The 15,918-nt window shown below is 28.6% G+C and carries 14 protein-coding genes; 11 read left to right on the top strand and 3 right to left on the bottom strand.

From position 1 onward, the window contains the following. Positions 1-68 precede the first annotated feature (68 nt). On the bottom strand, positions 69-1,676 hold the full coding sequence (locus CLSA_RS22095; RefSeq protein ID WP_022746511.1) for a glycoside hydrolase family protein: 1,608 nt from the start codon (positions 1,674-1,676) through the stop codon (positions 69-71). Positions 1,677-1,884: 208 nt separating this feature from the next. Between CLSA_RS22095 and CLSA_RS11535 the strand changes: the two genes are divergently transcribed. From CLSA_RS11535 to CLSA_RS11485, 11 genes are all read left to right on the top strand, one after another. Next, the gene (locus CLSA_RS11535; protein WP_022746510.1) at positions 1,885-2,526 is read left to right on the top strand and encodes a hypothetical protein; all 642 of its coding nucleotides are present in this window, start codon (positions 1,885-1,887) and stop codon (positions 2,524-2,526) included. A gap of 318 nt (positions 2,527-2,844) precedes the next feature. Then, complete coding sequence (gene pepV / locus CLSA_RS11530) at positions 2,845-4,248, top strand: dipeptidase PepV (RefSeq protein WP_022746509.1); 1,404 nt, start codon at positions 2,845-2,847, stop codon at positions 4,246-4,248. Positions 4,249-4,314: 66 nt separating this feature from the next. Then, on the top strand, positions 4,315-5,532 hold the full coding sequence (gene pepT / locus CLSA_RS11525) for a peptidase T (RefSeq protein WP_022746508.1): 1,218 nt from the start codon (positions 4,315-4,317) through the stop codon (positions 5,530-5,532). 433 nt (positions 5,533-5,965) lie between these two features. Further along, positions 5,966-6,361: a zinc ribbon domain-containing protein gene (locus CLSA_RS11520; protein ID WP_022746507.1), complete on the top strand. Its 396-nt coding sequence runs from the start codon at positions 5,966-5,968 to the stop codon at positions 6,359-6,361. Between the two features lie 167 nt (positions 6,362-6,528). Next, positions 6,529-6,711 (top strand): DUF1858 domain-containing protein, encoded by a 183-nt coding sequence (locus tag CLSA_RS11515; RefSeq protein ID WP_022746506.1) that lies wholly within the window; start codon positions 6,529-6,531, stop codon positions 6,709-6,711. Positions 6,712-7,349: 638 nt separating this feature from the next. Further along, complete coding sequence (locus CLSA_RS11510; protein ID WP_022746505.1) at positions 7,350-8,006, top strand: nitrite/sulfite reductase domain-containing protein; 657 nt, start codon at positions 7,350-7,352, stop codon at positions 8,004-8,006. Positions 8,007-8,149: 143 nt separating this feature from the next. Beyond that, positions 8,150-8,338, top strand: a complete 189-nt coding sequence (locus tag CLSA_RS11505) for a hypothetical protein (protein ID WP_022746504.1) — start codon at positions 8,150-8,152, stop codon at positions 8,336-8,338. A gap of 206 nt (positions 8,339-8,544) precedes the next feature. Continuing rightward, positions 8,545-9,267 (top strand): hypothetical protein, encoded by a 723-nt coding sequence (locus CLSA_RS11500; protein WP_022746503.1) that lies wholly within the window; start codon positions 8,545-8,547, stop codon positions 9,265-9,267. Between the two features lie 406 nt (positions 9,268-9,673). After that, on the top strand, positions 9,674-10,300 hold the full coding sequence (locus CLSA_RS11495; RefSeq protein ID WP_022746502.1) for a DUF47 domain-containing protein: 627 nt from the start codon (positions 9,674-9,676) through the stop codon (positions 10,298-10,300). After that, the gene (locus tag CLSA_RS11490; RefSeq protein WP_022746501.1) at positions 10,293-11,297 is read left to right on the top strand and encodes an inorganic phosphate transporter; all 1,005 of its coding nucleotides are present in this window, start codon (positions 10,293-10,295) and stop codon (positions 11,295-11,297) included. Before CLSA_RS11495 ends, CLSA_RS11490 begins: the two co-directional genes overlap by 8 nt. A 330-nt stretch (positions 11,298-11,627) precedes the next feature. Beyond that, a complete protein-coding gene (locus tag CLSA_RS11485; protein ID WP_022746500.1) occupies positions 11,628-13,577 on the top strand; it encodes a [FeFe] hydrogenase, group A in 1,950 nt (649 codons plus the stop codon). A gap of 235 nt (positions 13,578-13,812) precedes the next feature. Here the strand turns inward: CLSA_RS11485 and CLSA_RS11480 are convergent, their stop codons facing one another. Continuing rightward, a complete protein-coding gene (locus tag CLSA_RS11480; RefSeq protein ID WP_022743471.1) occupies positions 13,813-15,051 on the bottom strand; it encodes an IS256 family transposase in 1,239 nt (412 codons plus the stop codon). A 305-nt stretch (positions 15,052-15,356) separates the two neighbouring features. Continuing rightward, positions 15,357-15,737: an SMU1112c/YaeR family gloxylase I-like metalloprotein gene (gene gloA2 / locus CLSA_RS11475; RefSeq protein WP_022746499.1), complete on the bottom strand. Its 381-nt coding sequence runs from the start codon at positions 15,735-15,737 to the stop codon at positions 15,357-15,359. Between the last annotated feature and the right edge of the window lie 181 nt (positions 15,738-15,918).

Genomic DNA, 15,918 nt, shown 5'->3' with positions numbered 1-15,918 from the left:
AATACTAATTATATTGATCCTTATCAATTATCCAAAATGTAATCTTTGTTAATAGGGATCATATTGGATTACCGATTTCTGTAATCTCTTGTGTAATCACCTTTTGAATATATATCATATTCATCCATTCTTCTTCGCCATAGACCTAACGATTCAATTTGTTGACCACTTGCATCAGTTACATGTATATAAAGACAAAAGTCATCTTTTATAGTGTCTAAAGAAGCACCTGTTTTAATGTCTTTTAACAATTTAGATTGAGTGAAAGCATGTATACCACAGTTATAAGAAAAACTAACAAGAGCATCAAACTGATTACTAGTTAAGTTAAGTTCATGAGTTAAATCGTTAACTCCACTAACATAGATATTAAGGTCGCTTTTCAATAATGATTTGGCTTCAGCCTGCGTTAAATTTGTAAATGTTTCACCATCCTGAATAACATGTCCATATCCTATTGTTTCATTTTGAGAATCTTGTCCACGGTAGGCCGTAGGGTAATAAGCTTCATAGTCGGCTATAAACTTTATACCTTTATCTGAAATTTGGTGGTTTTTAGTACCAACGCCACTTTCATCTATTATCCAACCATCGATAGAAGTATTAGTTGCCATGGTACCATCTTCATTTAAGTAATACCATTTATCATCAACAGATATCCACATTGAATGCTTCATAACACCATTGTCTGCAAGGTAAAACCATTTACTATCATATTGCAGCCAGCCATTACAATACATAGAACCATCGTCGTTAAAATAATAAGATAAACCATTAATGTTATTCCATCCTTTAGCCATAACTCCATTATCCAGAAAGTAATAATACTTACTATTAACTTGTGCCCAATCGGATTTTTTCATTACACCATTTTCATCTAAATAGTACCAATTATTTTTATCATTGAAGAAAGTTGATGATTTCATTGAACCATCATCCTGCATATAGTACCAATTTTTATCTGGATTAATCCATCCTTTGGCCATAGTACCATCATCATTAAAATAATAACATTTTGAGTTATCTTTAAACCATCCAGTTTTAACAATGCCGTTTGCTCCTATGTAATAATATTTTTCTGAAATTTGAGTCCAACCGTTTCCAGACATCATATTTCCTGACTCATTGAAATAATATAAATTTGAACCATCATTTACAATCCCTGTTGCCATAGCACCTGAATCCTTAAAATAATACCAATTATCATCTATTTTAAGCCAACCAAGTGCCATGATTCCAGAATCTTTAAAATAATATTTTTTACCGTTATAATTAATCCATCCTTTAGTCATAGTACCGGATTCATTGAAATAGTAGATTGAACCATTATCATCAATAAAGCCAGTAGCCATAGAGCCAGAGTCATTAAAATAATACCACTGATTATTTAATTGAAACCAACCTTTGACCATAGAGCCAGAATCCTTAAAATAATATTTTAAACCATTGTCATTAATCCATCCAGTGGCCATTTTTCCGTCATCCTTAAAATAGTACCAGTTGTTGTTTATTTCAAGCCAACCTAATGCCTTAGTATTATCTGATTTGTAGTAGTAGTATGAACCATTATCATTTTTCCATCCAGTAGTATCAGCTTGTACCGTAATTTTTGGGAATAAGCTTAACACACTTATTAAACAAAAAAACGAAATAATAAGTTTCTTTTTAATACTCAATTATTTTCACCCCCTTTTACATATTATATATTAACAATAAAATGAGTTAATTTCAAATTTATGGATAAAAAATAATAATATGTGATAAATTGGGAAAAGAAATAAGATATTTGCATTGATTTATATTTAAAAGATGTTATTGAAATTATGTTTCATTTTACTTTGTATAAATTTACTGTTAAAATTTATACAGATAGGAGGTATTTACATGAAAAAGAAGAGAATAATATCAGCATTGTTGATATGTGTGTTTAGTTTTATGTTATTAGGATGTGAAGCAAAGGATGCAAATACTAAAGAAAATGCTGATAATCAAACTGAAACTAGTAATAACAAAGCGCAGGAAAATGAAACAACTAAAGATGAGAGCACAAAGAAAAATGACAATGATAAAACTAAAAGTGAAGATATCATATCTAAGGATAAAAATAATGATAATACAAAAAATTCAAGTGAAGAAAAATCTGCAGAGAAATTTTATGGAACTTGGATAATATCAAAGGATTTAACAACAAGTAAGCAAATTACTACCTATAGTAGTAATGATATAAAATCAATTATTGGACAAAAATTAATATTTTCTAAGGAAAAAGCAACAGCTTTTGGTGAAAGTATAGACACACTAAAACAAACTATTGAAAATCCGATATATAAGAAAAATGTTATCTCAAAAGCTAAATTTGAAGAAGAATGGAAAATCACATTCAAAGATTTGGGAATACAAGGTAATTCAGTTACTGAAGTTAATGTATCTAGTAGTAAAGGGGAAAACACTTGCGATTTCCTTATTGTAGATGATAATACTTTAGTTCTTAGTGGTGGCGGAGTATTTCTTCAATTAAAAAAATAAAATTAAAGTTTATAAGTAAAATAATAGGCAAGGATAATTGTCTATTATTTTATTTATAAACTATTTAAATAATAAATTATAATAAAATTTAGTTACAACTAATAATTTTATATCAAAGTTATTAAACTAATATGAAATTATAAATTATATTATTTTAGTTGAAAAATTAAAAAAATCAATAATAATTCTATAAATGTATTCTGAAAATAGAGGAATTTGAAATATTAAGGTAGAATAAATTTATAAATAGGTAAAACTTAGAATTTACGCATAAATAATATAATTAATTATTAAAAATTCAAGAAAGTGGGAATTAAAATGTATAAAAAACAAATTGAAGAATATTTTGCTATTCACAAAGATGAAATGTTAAATGATATATGTAGCATGATAAGAATAAGAAGTGATAGAGGTGAAGCAAAGGAAGGAATGCCTTTTGGAGAAGGTCCTGCAAAAGCTTTAAATGCAGCATTAGAATTAGCATCAAATATGGGATTTAAAACAAAAAACTATGATAATTATGTAGGAGCTATAGATTTAAATGATAATGAAAAAGCTCTAGATATATTAGCTCATTTAGATGTAGTTCCGGTTAGTGATGATTGGAAAGTTACAAAGCCATTTGAACCAATTATCAAAGATGAAAAGTTGTATGGTAGAGGAAGTAGTGATGATAAAGGACCAGCTATTGTGGCTTTATATGCATTAAAAGCTGTAAGAGATTTAAATATACCAATTAGTAAAAATGTTCGTCTTATTTTAGGAACAGATGAAGAATGTGGAAGCGGAGACATTGAGTATTATTATAAAATAGAAAAAGAAGCTCCTATGACATTTTCACCAGATGCAGAATATCCAGTCATAAATATAGAAAAAGGTCGTTTAAGCAGTACTTTTGAAAGTAAGTTTAGTGAAGATGTTAGTCTTCCAAGAATTTTATCGATGAAGAGTGGAATGAAAGCAAATGTTGTTCCAGATAAAGCAAGAGCAATAATTGAAGGATTTAGTAAAAATGAAATAAATGATTATATAGAAAAAGCTTCTAATATGACAAAAGTAAAGTTTACTGTTAATGAAGAAAACAATAAACTTATTATTGATGCAAAAGGTAATGGAGCTCATGCATCTACCCCTGAAAATGGTGATAATGCATTAACTGCAATGCTAGAATTACTTGTTACTTTACCAGTAGCTAAAAGTGAAGGCTTTGAAAGATTATGTGCTGTACAAAAATTATTTCCACACAATGACCATAAAGGTGAAGCTTGTGGTGTTAAAATGAATGATAAAATTTCAGGTGACTTAAGTATGGCTTTTACTATTTTTGAATATGATGTTTGTAGTTTAAGTGGAACCTTTGATTCTAGAGCTCCAATATGTGCAACTAATGAAAATCTAAGAGATGTTTTAAAGGACAACATGGCAAAGGTAAATATTGTTTTAAGCAATGAAGATTTAAATCCAGCACATTATGTAAGTGCAGATTCAGATTTTGTACGTACACTTCTAGATTGTTATGAAAAATATAGTGGACAAAAGGGAGAATGCTTAGCAATTGGTGGTGGAACATATGTGCATCATCTTAAAAATGGTGTAGCGTTTGGCTGCTCAATGCCAGGAACAGATAATAATATGCATGGTGATGATGAATTTGCAGTAGTAGATGAATTAGTGCTTAGTGCTAAAATTTTCACTCAAGCAATCATTGATTTATGTAAATAATTATAGAAACTAAAATTAATATGACTAAATTTAATTTGAAAATTATATAAAAAGGAGAGAATAACAATGAAAGCCTATGAACGTTTATTAAAATATGTTAAAGTGCATACAACATCAGATGAATCATCAAACTCTCATCCAACAACAAAAAGACAATTTGATTTAGCAAATATTCTTGTTGATGAAATGAAGGAAATTGGAATACAGGAAGTTAGATGTGATGAACACTGCTATGTTTACGGAGTTATTCCAGCAACTGAAGGATATGAGGAAAAGCCAAGTATTGGTCTTATTGCACATATTGATACTGCACCCGCTGCTAATGGTCAAAATGTAAAGCCACAAATTATAGAAAATTATGATGGTGAAGATGTAGTATTAAAAGGAAATAATGAGATTCTTTCAGTGAAAAAATTTCCACATTTAAGAAATTTAAAGGGAAGAACATTAATTACAACAGATGGAACATCATTACTTGGAGCTGATGATAAAGCTGGTATTTCAGAAATACTAACAGCTTGTGAAACAATAATTAATGAAAATATTCCTCATGGAAAAATATGTGTTGCATTTACACCGGATGAAGAAGTAGGTCTTGGAGCACATTTATTTGATGTGAAAAACTTTGGAGCAGATTTTGCATACACAATTGATGGTAGTGTTGAAGGTGAGATTTCATATGAAAACTTCAATGCATCAGCAGCTGAAGTAAATATTCATGGTGTATCAGTTCATCCTGGTTCCGCTAAAAATACTATGATAAATGCAACAAATGTAGCAATAGAATTCAATGAAATGCTACCATCATGTGAAAAACCAGAGTTTACTGAAGGTTATGAAGGATTCTATTATTTAGAAAGACTTACAGGAAGCACAGAACATGCAACTATGAACTATATCTTAAGGGATCACGATTCAGCCAAATTTGAAAATAAAAAATCAACAATATTATTAGCTGAAAAACTTTTAAATGAAAAATATGGTGAAGGTACTGTAAGAGTAAATATAAAAGAACAATATAAAAATATGGTTGAGAACATTAAACCATGTATGCATTTAATAGATAATGCTTTAGAAGCTATGAAATCTCTAGATGTAACACCTGTTGTAGAACCAATCAGGGGCGGTACAGATGGAGCAACATTAAGTTATATGGGGCTTCCATGTCCAAACTTAGGAACTGGCGGATATGCTTTCCATGGTGAATTTGAGCATATTACAGTTGAAGGTATGGATATTTGTACTAACATAATAATTGAAATTTTAAAAAGATACGCACATTAATAAACTGCGCTTCGCGCAATACATTCATTCCACATTAATAAACTGTGCGAAGCACAATACGTTCTTAACACGTTAATAAACTACGCTTCGCGTAATACGTTCTTAACACATTAGAAAAAAGGACCAATCACACACTAAAATCTGTTATATTAGAAAAAGCATAAAGTATGATGTATTCTTTTGTTCAAAAAGATGAGTAATTATAAACTCTAATATTAAAGATTTATTAATCTAAAATAAATGTGAATATTTTAATTTAAAGGATTGCTAAAAATAATAATAAAGATTATTTTTACAATCCTTTTTAGTCTTAAAAGCAGTATTTATATATAAAATACTGAAGAAAGTTGTGATATAATTTTATTATATAGAAATCAATAACTAAGTAATGTGTAGCATTTATTAATAAAATTAAAATAAAGGATACGATGATATGTTTTTAATAGGAATATTCGGGATAGAAAATAAGAATAAAGAAATAATGACCTTAAAAAATTTAGCTTGTAAGAAATGCAATAAATCAACAAGCGCAAAGTTAATAAAAAACTTTGATTTTTTTCATATATTTTTTATTCCAGTATTTAAATGGAATGAAAAATATTATGTAGTATGTGATCAATGTAAAGCTATATATAATATTTCGAAGGATAAGGGAAAAGCAATTGAAAGTGGTGAAAATGTAGAAATAACTTATTGGGATTTACAAGATGTGGATACAGGAATATATAATAATGAGTTCTATAATTCGAATGTATGTAGCAGTTGTGGTAAAACAGTAGAATCAAACTTTAAATATTGTCCTTATTGTGGAGCTAAGATTAGAGATTAATAATTATCCAAGATTTGATGTTAAGGCATAATCAAAAACAATATAATTATGATTGTAACATTTGATACATACTGTGATTAATCATTTGTATATAATGTATATAGGATCAATGATAAATAAAGATCATGTTATTAATATATAAATTATAAAATTAGGAGGAAAAAGTAATGATAACTAAGGAAATGACAATAGCTCAAGTAATACAAATTAAAGAGGATGCACCACAAATTTTAATGAATTTTGGAATGGGTTGCATTGGATGTCCATCAGCTCAAGCAGAGAGTATTGAAGATGCAGCAGCAGTTCATGGATTGAATGTTGATGAATTATTATTAGCTTTAAACAAATAATTGTATATAAAATTTTAAATGTATAAATGACAAATGTTTGAATCTATAAATTATTAAAATTGCACTAAATATTATTAATACATTAAGTTGTGCTAAATTTTTTAATATAAAGGGTAAGCTTTATATTAAAAGATTTTAAACGACGGAGGTAATAATATAGGTGCAATTTAAATAGTTTGTTTTTCAAATACTTGTCTTATTTATTTTAGAAGGATTTTTATTTATTGATATTAAAATGAAATTTAGTCTATAATAAAGTAATAAATTAATATATAATTCTAGGTTATATAAAATAAGAAATATAGTAGTTTAAACGAGAATAGTTTTATATTAGGCACAATCAAATAAATAACAAGTCCATTTGTCAGCCTATTTTTCATCAGAGGAAGCTCGACTCGCATTCGCTCACTGAGTAAGCGATTCACACCAAATCATAGATTTGGGTTCTCTGCTCATCGGCAAAATACCATAATAGGTCCCCTATGATGGCACTTTGTCTCCTTGCCTTATGAAAAATATGTATGGCAACTTTGGATTTGTTGTTTATTTCCATGTGCCTTATCTAAAAACTTATAATATTATTTGTAAAATTAAACTTATATAAAAATTAGGCTGTAGTTAATAGGAGGAAGTAATATATGAGCTCTGGAAATCTTCAAAAAATCAGAGATGGAAAAAGAACCTATGGAATAACTCCCCATATTCCGGGAGGATTTATCACTGCTGATACAATGCAAAAAATTGTTGACGTAACAAAAAAATATAATGGAGTTTTAAAAATAACATCAGGTCAACGAATTTTAATAACAAATCTTAAAGAAGAAGATTTGGCTAATATTTGGAATGATCTTGGTATGGACCCAGCAGTTAAAACACAAAATTCAGTAAAAAATGTTGAAATGTGTCCAGCAGGATATTGCAAAAGGTCAAAGCACAATACAATTGGAATAGGTATGAGACTTTCGAAAAAGTATCAATGGATGGAAATGCCTTGCAGGACAAAAATAGGAGTAGCAGGATGTAGAAATGCGTGTGGAAGCGTATATAGTAAAGATGTTGGGGTTATAGCTGATAAAACTGGATTTGTTGTAAGCGTTGGTGGATCAGGAGGATATAATCCAAGAATGGCAGATATTATTGTTGAAGGTATAACTGAAGAACAAGCATTAAATCTAGTAGATAACATTTTTACATATTATAAGAATGAAGCAGAAGCTGGAGAAAAGTTAGGCTTTTTTATAGATAGAATTGGAATTGATAAGTTTAAGAAAGAAGTTCTTAAAGATATATTATGATATGCTTTGAAGAAATTTATTATCAATTTTAACGCTTAATAATAATTTAAAGTAGTACTAAAATTAAAGTTTTACGCTAATAAATATTATATATAAAACCTCTAATATATTGATCTTATTTCAATATTTTAGGGGTTATTATTATGCCTAAAATTAATAAAAAATTGATGATTTTATTGAATTTGCAAAGACATAGAGGGAAATATTCATTTATTCGTGCAAATGAAAAAGCAGAGAAAGTAGGTGATACTAATACAGCAACTATTACAAGTAATACAACAAATACTGATTCTAGTACTAATAATACTACTACTATAACTACAAAATGTTAATATTTTGGAATAAAAAGAATGTTTAGAAGAAAATAAATCAAATATGTACATCATTTGCGTTTGGTACATGATTTTGTATGTTTGGAGGAAAAGATATTTATTTAAATTAAGTAGTATGAGAAAATCTAATCGTAAGAACTAAATGATTAATATTGGAAATAATGTGATTTCCATATAATAGTAAAATTGTTAAAGGGGATTTAAAAATGAAAAAAATTAAAATGAAAGTTATTCCTTTAGGAATATCGTTAGCGTTGTCTGTAGGTACTATATTTACACCAGTTTCTGCTTTTGCAGGAACTGAAGATCAGTTAGATGGACAAGTAACAGTATTTCATCAAGGAGAAGAAGGGGATTGTGGAGCTGTTTCAGCAATTCAGGCGTTTGACAACAGTACGTATGGTAAGGGATTTATTATGCGATTAATAAAGCAAAATAGTGATGGAAGCTACACATTAAATTTTGGAACAGGAAAAGTAACAGTATCTAGATATGATGCAATAAATGCAAGAATTACTGGAGATTTTGATGCTAAAGTTATAGAAGCAGCTCTTCAAAATGAAATGAACGTATATAATGGATGTTTTGCTAGTGATGTATTCACAAAAATGACAGGATTTGATCAAAAACAAATTAGAGGAAATAAAGCTAAAACTAATTTGATGAATACTATGGCTAAGAATTGTTATTCAGGACAAGGTATTACAGCTGCTTGTGATTTTAAATATGCAGATGAGAGTAAAGGCATTATAGGGGATGGAGGTCACTCGTATTCAATAAGATGCGTACTTAATGATACTGTAGTATTAATAAATCCATGGGATACATCTAAATATATATACATGCCTAGAAGCCAATTTGAGAATTCAATAAGATACATGACATATGTGGATAACAATTCAAAAAAAGTAACGGTATTTTGGAGTTAAGTTATGTAAAACTTGTTATTTCAATTCTGTAGAACTAGACGAATAATATATTAGTTTAAAAGATTGAACTAAATAATATTAATGTCGAAGAAGATGTTATACATAAAAAGACACTTGCGGAAAATGTAGGTGTCTTTTAGTATTCAAAAAAATTGAAGCAAGAGAGGCGAATAAAAGGGATTTTAAAGGTTATGACTAAGGAATATAAAGTATTTAGATATTTTTTGAATTATTTTATTAAGCTATAAAAATAATATATTTGGGAGTTAAAGGGAGTCAATATTAAATTTAGGTTAAGTTTTATTAAAAATAGTTTAAATTTTAGTAAAAATATAATATACTTAATTCAGATTGTCATGTTTGGCAATATATTTAATGTTTATATTTCATAGGGAGATGTGATCAAATGTTTAATTTTAAACCAAAAGAAGATAAATTTTATAAGATGTTTGAGGAATCTGCACAAAATGTAACTGAAGCTGCAGTGACTTTAAGACAAAGCTTAAACTCATTATCTAATAAGGAAGTTGAGGTTGCTAAGATTGAAGAATTAGAACATAAAGGTGATAGACTAGTAGGAGTTGTTGTTAAAGAGTTAAATGAAGCCTTTATCACTCCAATAGATAGGGAAGATATTTATTCATTAGTTAAGAAAATGGATGATGTGCTAGATTTAATTAATTCAACAATGCATAGATTTTTAATGTTTGATATCAATGAAAGTACAGAAGAAGCTAAACAATTAGCTGATATGATAGTAGAGTGTACTAAACATATTTTAAAATTAATGGTTGGAATTAATTCTGTAAATAATAAGGCAGACTATATAAAAGATAAGATTATAATAATTAATCAAATTGAAAGTGAAGCTGATCGTTTATTTAGAAAAACTGTAGCAGAATTATTTAAGAACGAAAAAAATGTTTTGGAAGTTATAAAGTGGAAAGAAATATATCAAATACTAGAAGATACTATAGACAAGTGCGAAAAAATTGCAAATACTGTAGAGGGAGTTGTAATTAAGAATGCTTAGTACTATGACCATAACAGTATTAATAGTAGTATTTGTATTAATATTTGATTTTATAAATGGATTTCATGATACAGCTACAGCAGTTGCCACTTCTATTACAACAAGAGCACTTAGACCAATGCCTGCTATAATATTATGTTCTATATTTAATTTTATAGGTGCATTTTCTGGAACAGCAGTTGCTAAAACTGTTGGTGAAAATATTGTGAGTCATTCATCAATACCTGAATGGGTTATATTAGGTATTTTAATTTCTTCTATAATTTGGAATTTGATTACATGGTATTTTGGAATTCCAAGCAGTTCTTCTCATGCTTTAATAGGAGCATTAGTAGGTGGTGGAATTGCATATAATCATACATTTAATGTAGTTAATTGGTATAATCTTTTCCACAGTGTAGTGGTGTGGTTATTTATATCTCCAATTATAGGTTTCACAGTAGGATACATATTAATGAAAATATTAAATTATGTTCTAAGACCTTTTAACTATCACTTTGTAAATAAGTTATTTTTAAAACTTCAAGTTGCAGCAGGAGCATTTATGGCGTTAAATCATGGTGGAAATGATGCTCAAAAGTCTATGGGAATGATAACTATGGCTTTACTAAGTGGCGGATTTATAAGTGCAAATGAATTTAAAGTACCTACTTGGGTTATAATATGTTGCGCTTCAGCTATGGCACTTGGAACATCTTTAGGTGGTAAAAAAATTATCAAAACTATGGGAAGTGGAATGGCAAAATTAACACCAGTAAATGGTTTTGCAGCTCAAACGGGAGCAGCATCAGTAATTTTGATGGCAACACTATTCCATGCGCCAGTTAGCACAACTCATATAATTTCAACAACTGTAATGGGTGTTGGAGCATCTAAAAGACTTAAATCAGTAAAATGGGGAGTAGCTAAAAACATAGTTTGGGCTTGGGTATTAACTATACCAGTAACAGCAGTTCTTTCAGCATTGATAATAGATATAATGAAGTTATTTATGTAATTTTAGGTACATGAAAATAACTAATAGATTCAAAAATTAAGTTTGAATTTAAACTTTTTTAGTGATTTTACTTAATAAACTTGTCATTTCTTATAAAATAAGGAATGGCAAGTTTATTTTTTTTATAGTTTGTGAATTTATCTAAATATAATTATTTTATAATTGATTTAATTGCTAAAAGTAAAAAAAGTGCATTGTATATAGAAAAATGAACTTAGCAATACATTTCTCACATTTTAAATGAAGAATATGAATATAGTAAAATAAGGAGAATTTTAATGAGATTATTTTATAAATTTTAATGAAGCAATTATAAAGGAAGTTTAGATTATGGTGAATAAAAATACATCGTTCATACAAAGTTCATTAGGCTCTGTGTTCTCTACCTTTAGTGAAGAAGAGCTAAAACAAATAACTAATAACCAAAAAAGAAGCATAGCAATTTGCGGGAAAATAAATAAGCCTGGAATAATAGATGTACCTGAGGGAGCTACACTAAAACAGATAATTGATATTTGTGGTGGACTTATAAATAATAGTGGTTTCAAAGCGGCTCAGGTAGGAATTCCATTTGGAGGATTTTTGACCGAAGAAAGTTTAAATAAGGAATTAGATTTTGAGTTATTTGATAAAAATGTCAGCAGAAATATTATAATATTATCTCAAGAAGATTGTATTATTCAATATGAAAAATTTTACATAGAGTACTTACTTGGAAAAATTAAAGATGGTAGTTATAAAAAATATATTATTGTTGAAGAAGAATTAGTTGAAATGCTTAAGATTTTAGATAGAATAAGCAAGGGTGTATCAAATATGAGAGAAATTTACTCATTAAGGAATCTTACACAAACTAAAAAGCTTAAATTAAAACAAAGTCATAATATTATGGAAGAGATTATAGAAAAGTTTTATGATGAAATTAAAGAACATATAGAAGAAAAGAAATGTTATACGTCACAATGTAATCATCTAATAAAGCTGACAATTACAAAAAAGTGTATTGGATGCAGTAACTGTAAAAGAGCATGCCCTGTAGATTGTATAAATGGAGAAGTAAAGAAACGTCATAATATAAATTATAAGAGATGTACTCATTGTGGAGCGTGTATTTCAGCATGTCCTGTTGATGCTATAACAGCAGGCGATAATACACTTTTATTTCTTAGGGATTTAGCTACACCTAATAAAATAGTAATTACTCAAATGGCACCGGCAATAAGAGTTGCAATAGGTGAAGCATTTGGGTTTGATCCTGGAGATAATGTAGAAAAAAAACTAGCGGCAGGTCTTAGAAAGCTAGGAGTGGATTATGTATTTGATACTACTTGGGGTGCTGATTTAACTATAATGGAGGAAGCAGCAGAGTTTCAAGAAAGACTTGAAAAATATTTGAAGGGAGATAAAAATGTAAGGCTTCCAATTCTTACATCTTGTTGTCCTTCATGGATTAAATTCATAGAACAAAATTATCCGGATATGTTAGATGTACCTTCTTCTGCAAAATCACCAATGCAGATGCTTGCTATAGTAGCGAAAGAATTATGGGCAAAAGAGAATGGACTTTCAAGAGATAAGGTAACTTCTGTTGCAATTATGCCATGTATTGCAAAGATATATGAAGCCTCAAGGCCAGAATTTTCAGTTAATATGAATTATGACGTTGATTATGTAATTACAACAAAAGAACTAATCAAAATATTTAAAAATTCTGGTATAGATTTAAAAAATCTTAAAGATGAGGAGATAGATTCAGTTATGGGGGAATATACTGGTGCTGGAATTATTTTTGGCAGAACTGGTGGAGTTATAGAAGCTGTATCTAGAACCGTTATACAAAATATAACTGGTAAGAAAATTGATAATGTTGAATTTCAAGGACTTAGAGGATGGGAAGGATTTAGAGTTTGTGAACTTGATGTTGGCAGTATAAAATTAAGAATAGGAGTTGCACATGGACTTAGAGAGGCGGCTAAAATGTTAGATAAAATAAGAAATGGAGAAGAATTTTTTCATGCTATTGAAATTATGGCTTGTGTAGGTGGCTGCATTGGAGGTGGAGGACAGCCTAAAATAAGAAAGAATAAGCAGCGAGTTTTGGAAAAAAGAGCAGAAGGTCTAAATAATATAGATAGAGAAAAATTATCTAGAAGATCAAATGAAAATCCAGAGGTTCTAGCTATTTATAAAAAGTATCTGGATTACCCATTAAGTCATAAAGCTCACGAGTTACTTCATACAATGTATTTTGCTAGACCAAAGAAAAATAATAATGACTAAAAAGACAAATAATTTTATATATAATGAACTATAATTTGTATAAATATTTTATTATTAGGGACTCTAGATAATTTTGTGTTATTAGTATATTTGTTATTTAAATATTACTGGAAATTTTATGGTCCAGTAATATTTTTTTATTTTTAGTAAATGCTAAAAATATGTTTTATATCCATTTATAGTATTAGTGAAAAATCAGATATTATACATAAAGTTTAGTAAAAAGTACAAGCTATTAAGCTAATTCATCATTTAATTGTTCTTCAAATACTATTGATAATTCTGCTAAAGTACGACCCCAATTTGGTGTTGGTTGAGTCCACTTTTCTATAATTTCCATAGTAGCTAGATAAACACATTTACTTAAAGATTCATCGGTTGGAAATACAGTTCTTGATTTAGTATACTTACGTATTTGTCTGTTAAATCCTTCAAGCGTATTAGTTGTATATATCATTTTTCTTATTTCAGGAGAGAAAGTGAAGAATGTTGATAGGTGACTCCAATTGTTATACCACGAATCTATTACAATAGCATATTTATCTCCCCACTTATCCTTTAAATTATCGAGCTGCGCTAGCGCAAGTTCCTCAGTTGAAGCCTTATAAACACATTTTAAATCTTTAATAAATTCTTTCTTATCTTTTGATGCTATATACTTAACTGAGTTTCTTATTTGGTGAACAATACATGTTTGAATGTTAACTGATGGAAATACAGTTTTAATGGCTTCTGGTAACCCCTTTAATCCGTCCATACATGCTATAAGGATTTCTCGTACGCCTCTATTTTTAAGATCAGTGCATATCTTTAACCAAAACTTAGCACCCTCAGCTTCATCTACCCAACTTCCTAAAATTTCTTTGTATCCTTGCATGTTGTATCCTAAGCATATATAAACAGCTTTATTCATAATCTTTCCATTGCTTCGCACCTTGAAATACATAGCATCCAAATACACTATTGGATAAACTTTATCTAGTGATCTATTTTGCCACTCAACAGCACTTTCCATAACTTTATCTGTAATTCTAGATACCATAGAAGGTGATATTGTTATTCCATATAAGTCCTCTATTTCTGCTTGAATATCACTTGTGGTCATTCCTTTTGCGTAAAGAGAAATCACCTTTTTATCTAATTCTGTACACACAGTTTCGTATTTCTTTATAATTTGTGGCTCAAATTCAGCATTCCTATCTCTTGGTACGTCTAAATCGACGTCACCGAAAGAACTTCTAAGATTTTTGGTACTATATCCATTTCGATAATTCTTTTTTGTAGAATCATTAGTTTCTGCTCTTTGATATTTATTTCTTCCAAGGTGTTCTTCCATTTCACCTTCTAAAATATTTTCTAACACATCTTTAACTAATCTTTGAATTAAACCATTTTTACCCATGACATCATCGATAGTCTTACATTTCTTTACCTCAGCTTTGTAATCAAAGTCATCATCAATTGGTTTTGACATACATATTCCTCCTTTATTCTTTATGTATATTATTCCAAAACTACCAACTGATTATGTAAAAAAACAGTAGATAGTTTTGTTTTTTACACAAAACTATCTACTGTCCCTATTATTAAATAAATAATACTTTTTAAATGTGTTAATAAGGCACAATCAAGAAAATAATAAACAAACGTACTGGTTTATTATTTTCTTGATTGTGCCTTAGTTAAATAGAAAATTAAAATGTTTTTTCATAGTAATATGAAAATGTATATTAAAATTTAATATGGTATTTGGTCTATTTGTTTTTTGGTTTACTACAATTATTCGTGTAACTCTAAAGGAAGTCCATCTGGGTCGCTAAAAAAGGTAAGCTTTCTTCCAGTATAATCATCAATTCTAACAGGTTCTGTTAAAATCCCTTTTTCATTTAGTTCACTGATGACATCATCTATATTGTCTACTTTAAAGGCAAGATGTCTTAATCCACAAGCTTCTGGATGTGTAGGTCTTGCTGGAGGATTATTCATAGAGAAAAGTTCTATTTCACTATCACCTAATTTTAAATCTAATTTATAAGAATTTCTTTCTTGCCTATAGTTTTCACGTATTATTTCAAAACCTAATAAATTGACATAAAAATTTTTAGATACTTCATAATTTGAAACTATAATAGCAATATGATGCATTGATTTTAAGTTCATTACACTTGTCTCCTTTTGACATAAATTATATGTTAATTATATTTAAATCTTTATTAAGATGCAAATATTATTAATTTAACATAAAGAACAAGATAACAATTTTGCTTTTTAAAATTGAATGAAAATAATATTCTATGATTACATATTATAAGTTAATCTTTACATATACCAGAAGAATAGA

It is taken from the genome of Clostridium saccharobutylicum DSM 13864 (genome assembly GCF_000473995.1).
Classification (GTDB): Bacteria; Bacillota; Clostridia; order Clostridiales; family Clostridiaceae; genus Clostridium; species Clostridium saccharobutylicum.
Note: the sequence above shows the minus strand (reverse complement) of the source record. Positions and strands in the feature narration are given on the sequence as shown.

Coding starts and splice junctions, on each gene's coding strand:
- CLSA_RS11535 (WP_022746510.1), top strand. CDS start 1,885: ATGAAAAAGAAGAGAATAATATCAGCATTGTTGATATGTGTGTTTAGT.
- pepV (WP_022746509.1), top strand. CDS start 2,845: ATGTATAAAAAACAAATTGAAGAATATTTTGCTATTCACAAAGATGAA.
- pepT (WP_022746508.1), top strand. CDS start 4,315: ATGAAAGCCTATGAACGTTTATTAAAATATGTTAAAGTGCATACAACA.
- CLSA_RS11520 (WP_022746507.1), top strand. CDS start 5,966: ATGTTTTTAATAGGAATATTCGGGATAGAAAATAAGAATAAAGAAATA.
- CLSA_RS11515 (WP_022746506.1), top strand. CDS start 6,529: ATGATAACTAAGGAAATGACAATAGCTCAAGTAATACAAATTAAAGAG.
- CLSA_RS11510 (WP_022746505.1), top strand. CDS start 7,350: ATGAGCTCTGGAAATCTTCAAAAAATCAGAGATGGAAAAAGAACCTAT.
- CLSA_RS11505 (WP_022746504.1), top strand. CDS start 8,150: ATGCCTAAAATTAATAAAAAATTGATGATTTTATTGAATTTGCAAAGA.
- CLSA_RS11500 (WP_022746503.1), top strand. CDS start 8,545: ATGAAAAAAATTAAAATGAAAGTTATTCCTTTAGGAATATCGTTAGCG.
- CLSA_RS11495 (WP_022746502.1), top strand. CDS start 9,674: ATGTTTAATTTTAAACCAAAAGAAGATAAATTTTATAAGATGTTTGAG.
- CLSA_RS11490 (WP_022746501.1), top strand. CDS start 10,293: ATGCTTAGTACTATGACCATAACAGTATTAATAGTAGTATTTGTATTA.
- CLSA_RS11485 (WP_022746500.1), top strand. CDS start 11,628: ATGGTGAATAAAAATACATCGTTCATACAAAGTTCATTAGGCTCTGTG.
- CLSA_RS11480 (WP_022743471.1), bottom strand. CDS start 15,051: ATGTCAAAACCAATTGATGATGACTTTGATTACAAAGCTGAGGTAAAG.
- gloA2 (WP_022746499.1), bottom strand. CDS start 15,737: ATGAACTTAAAATCAATGCATCATATTGCTATTATAGTTTCAAATTAT.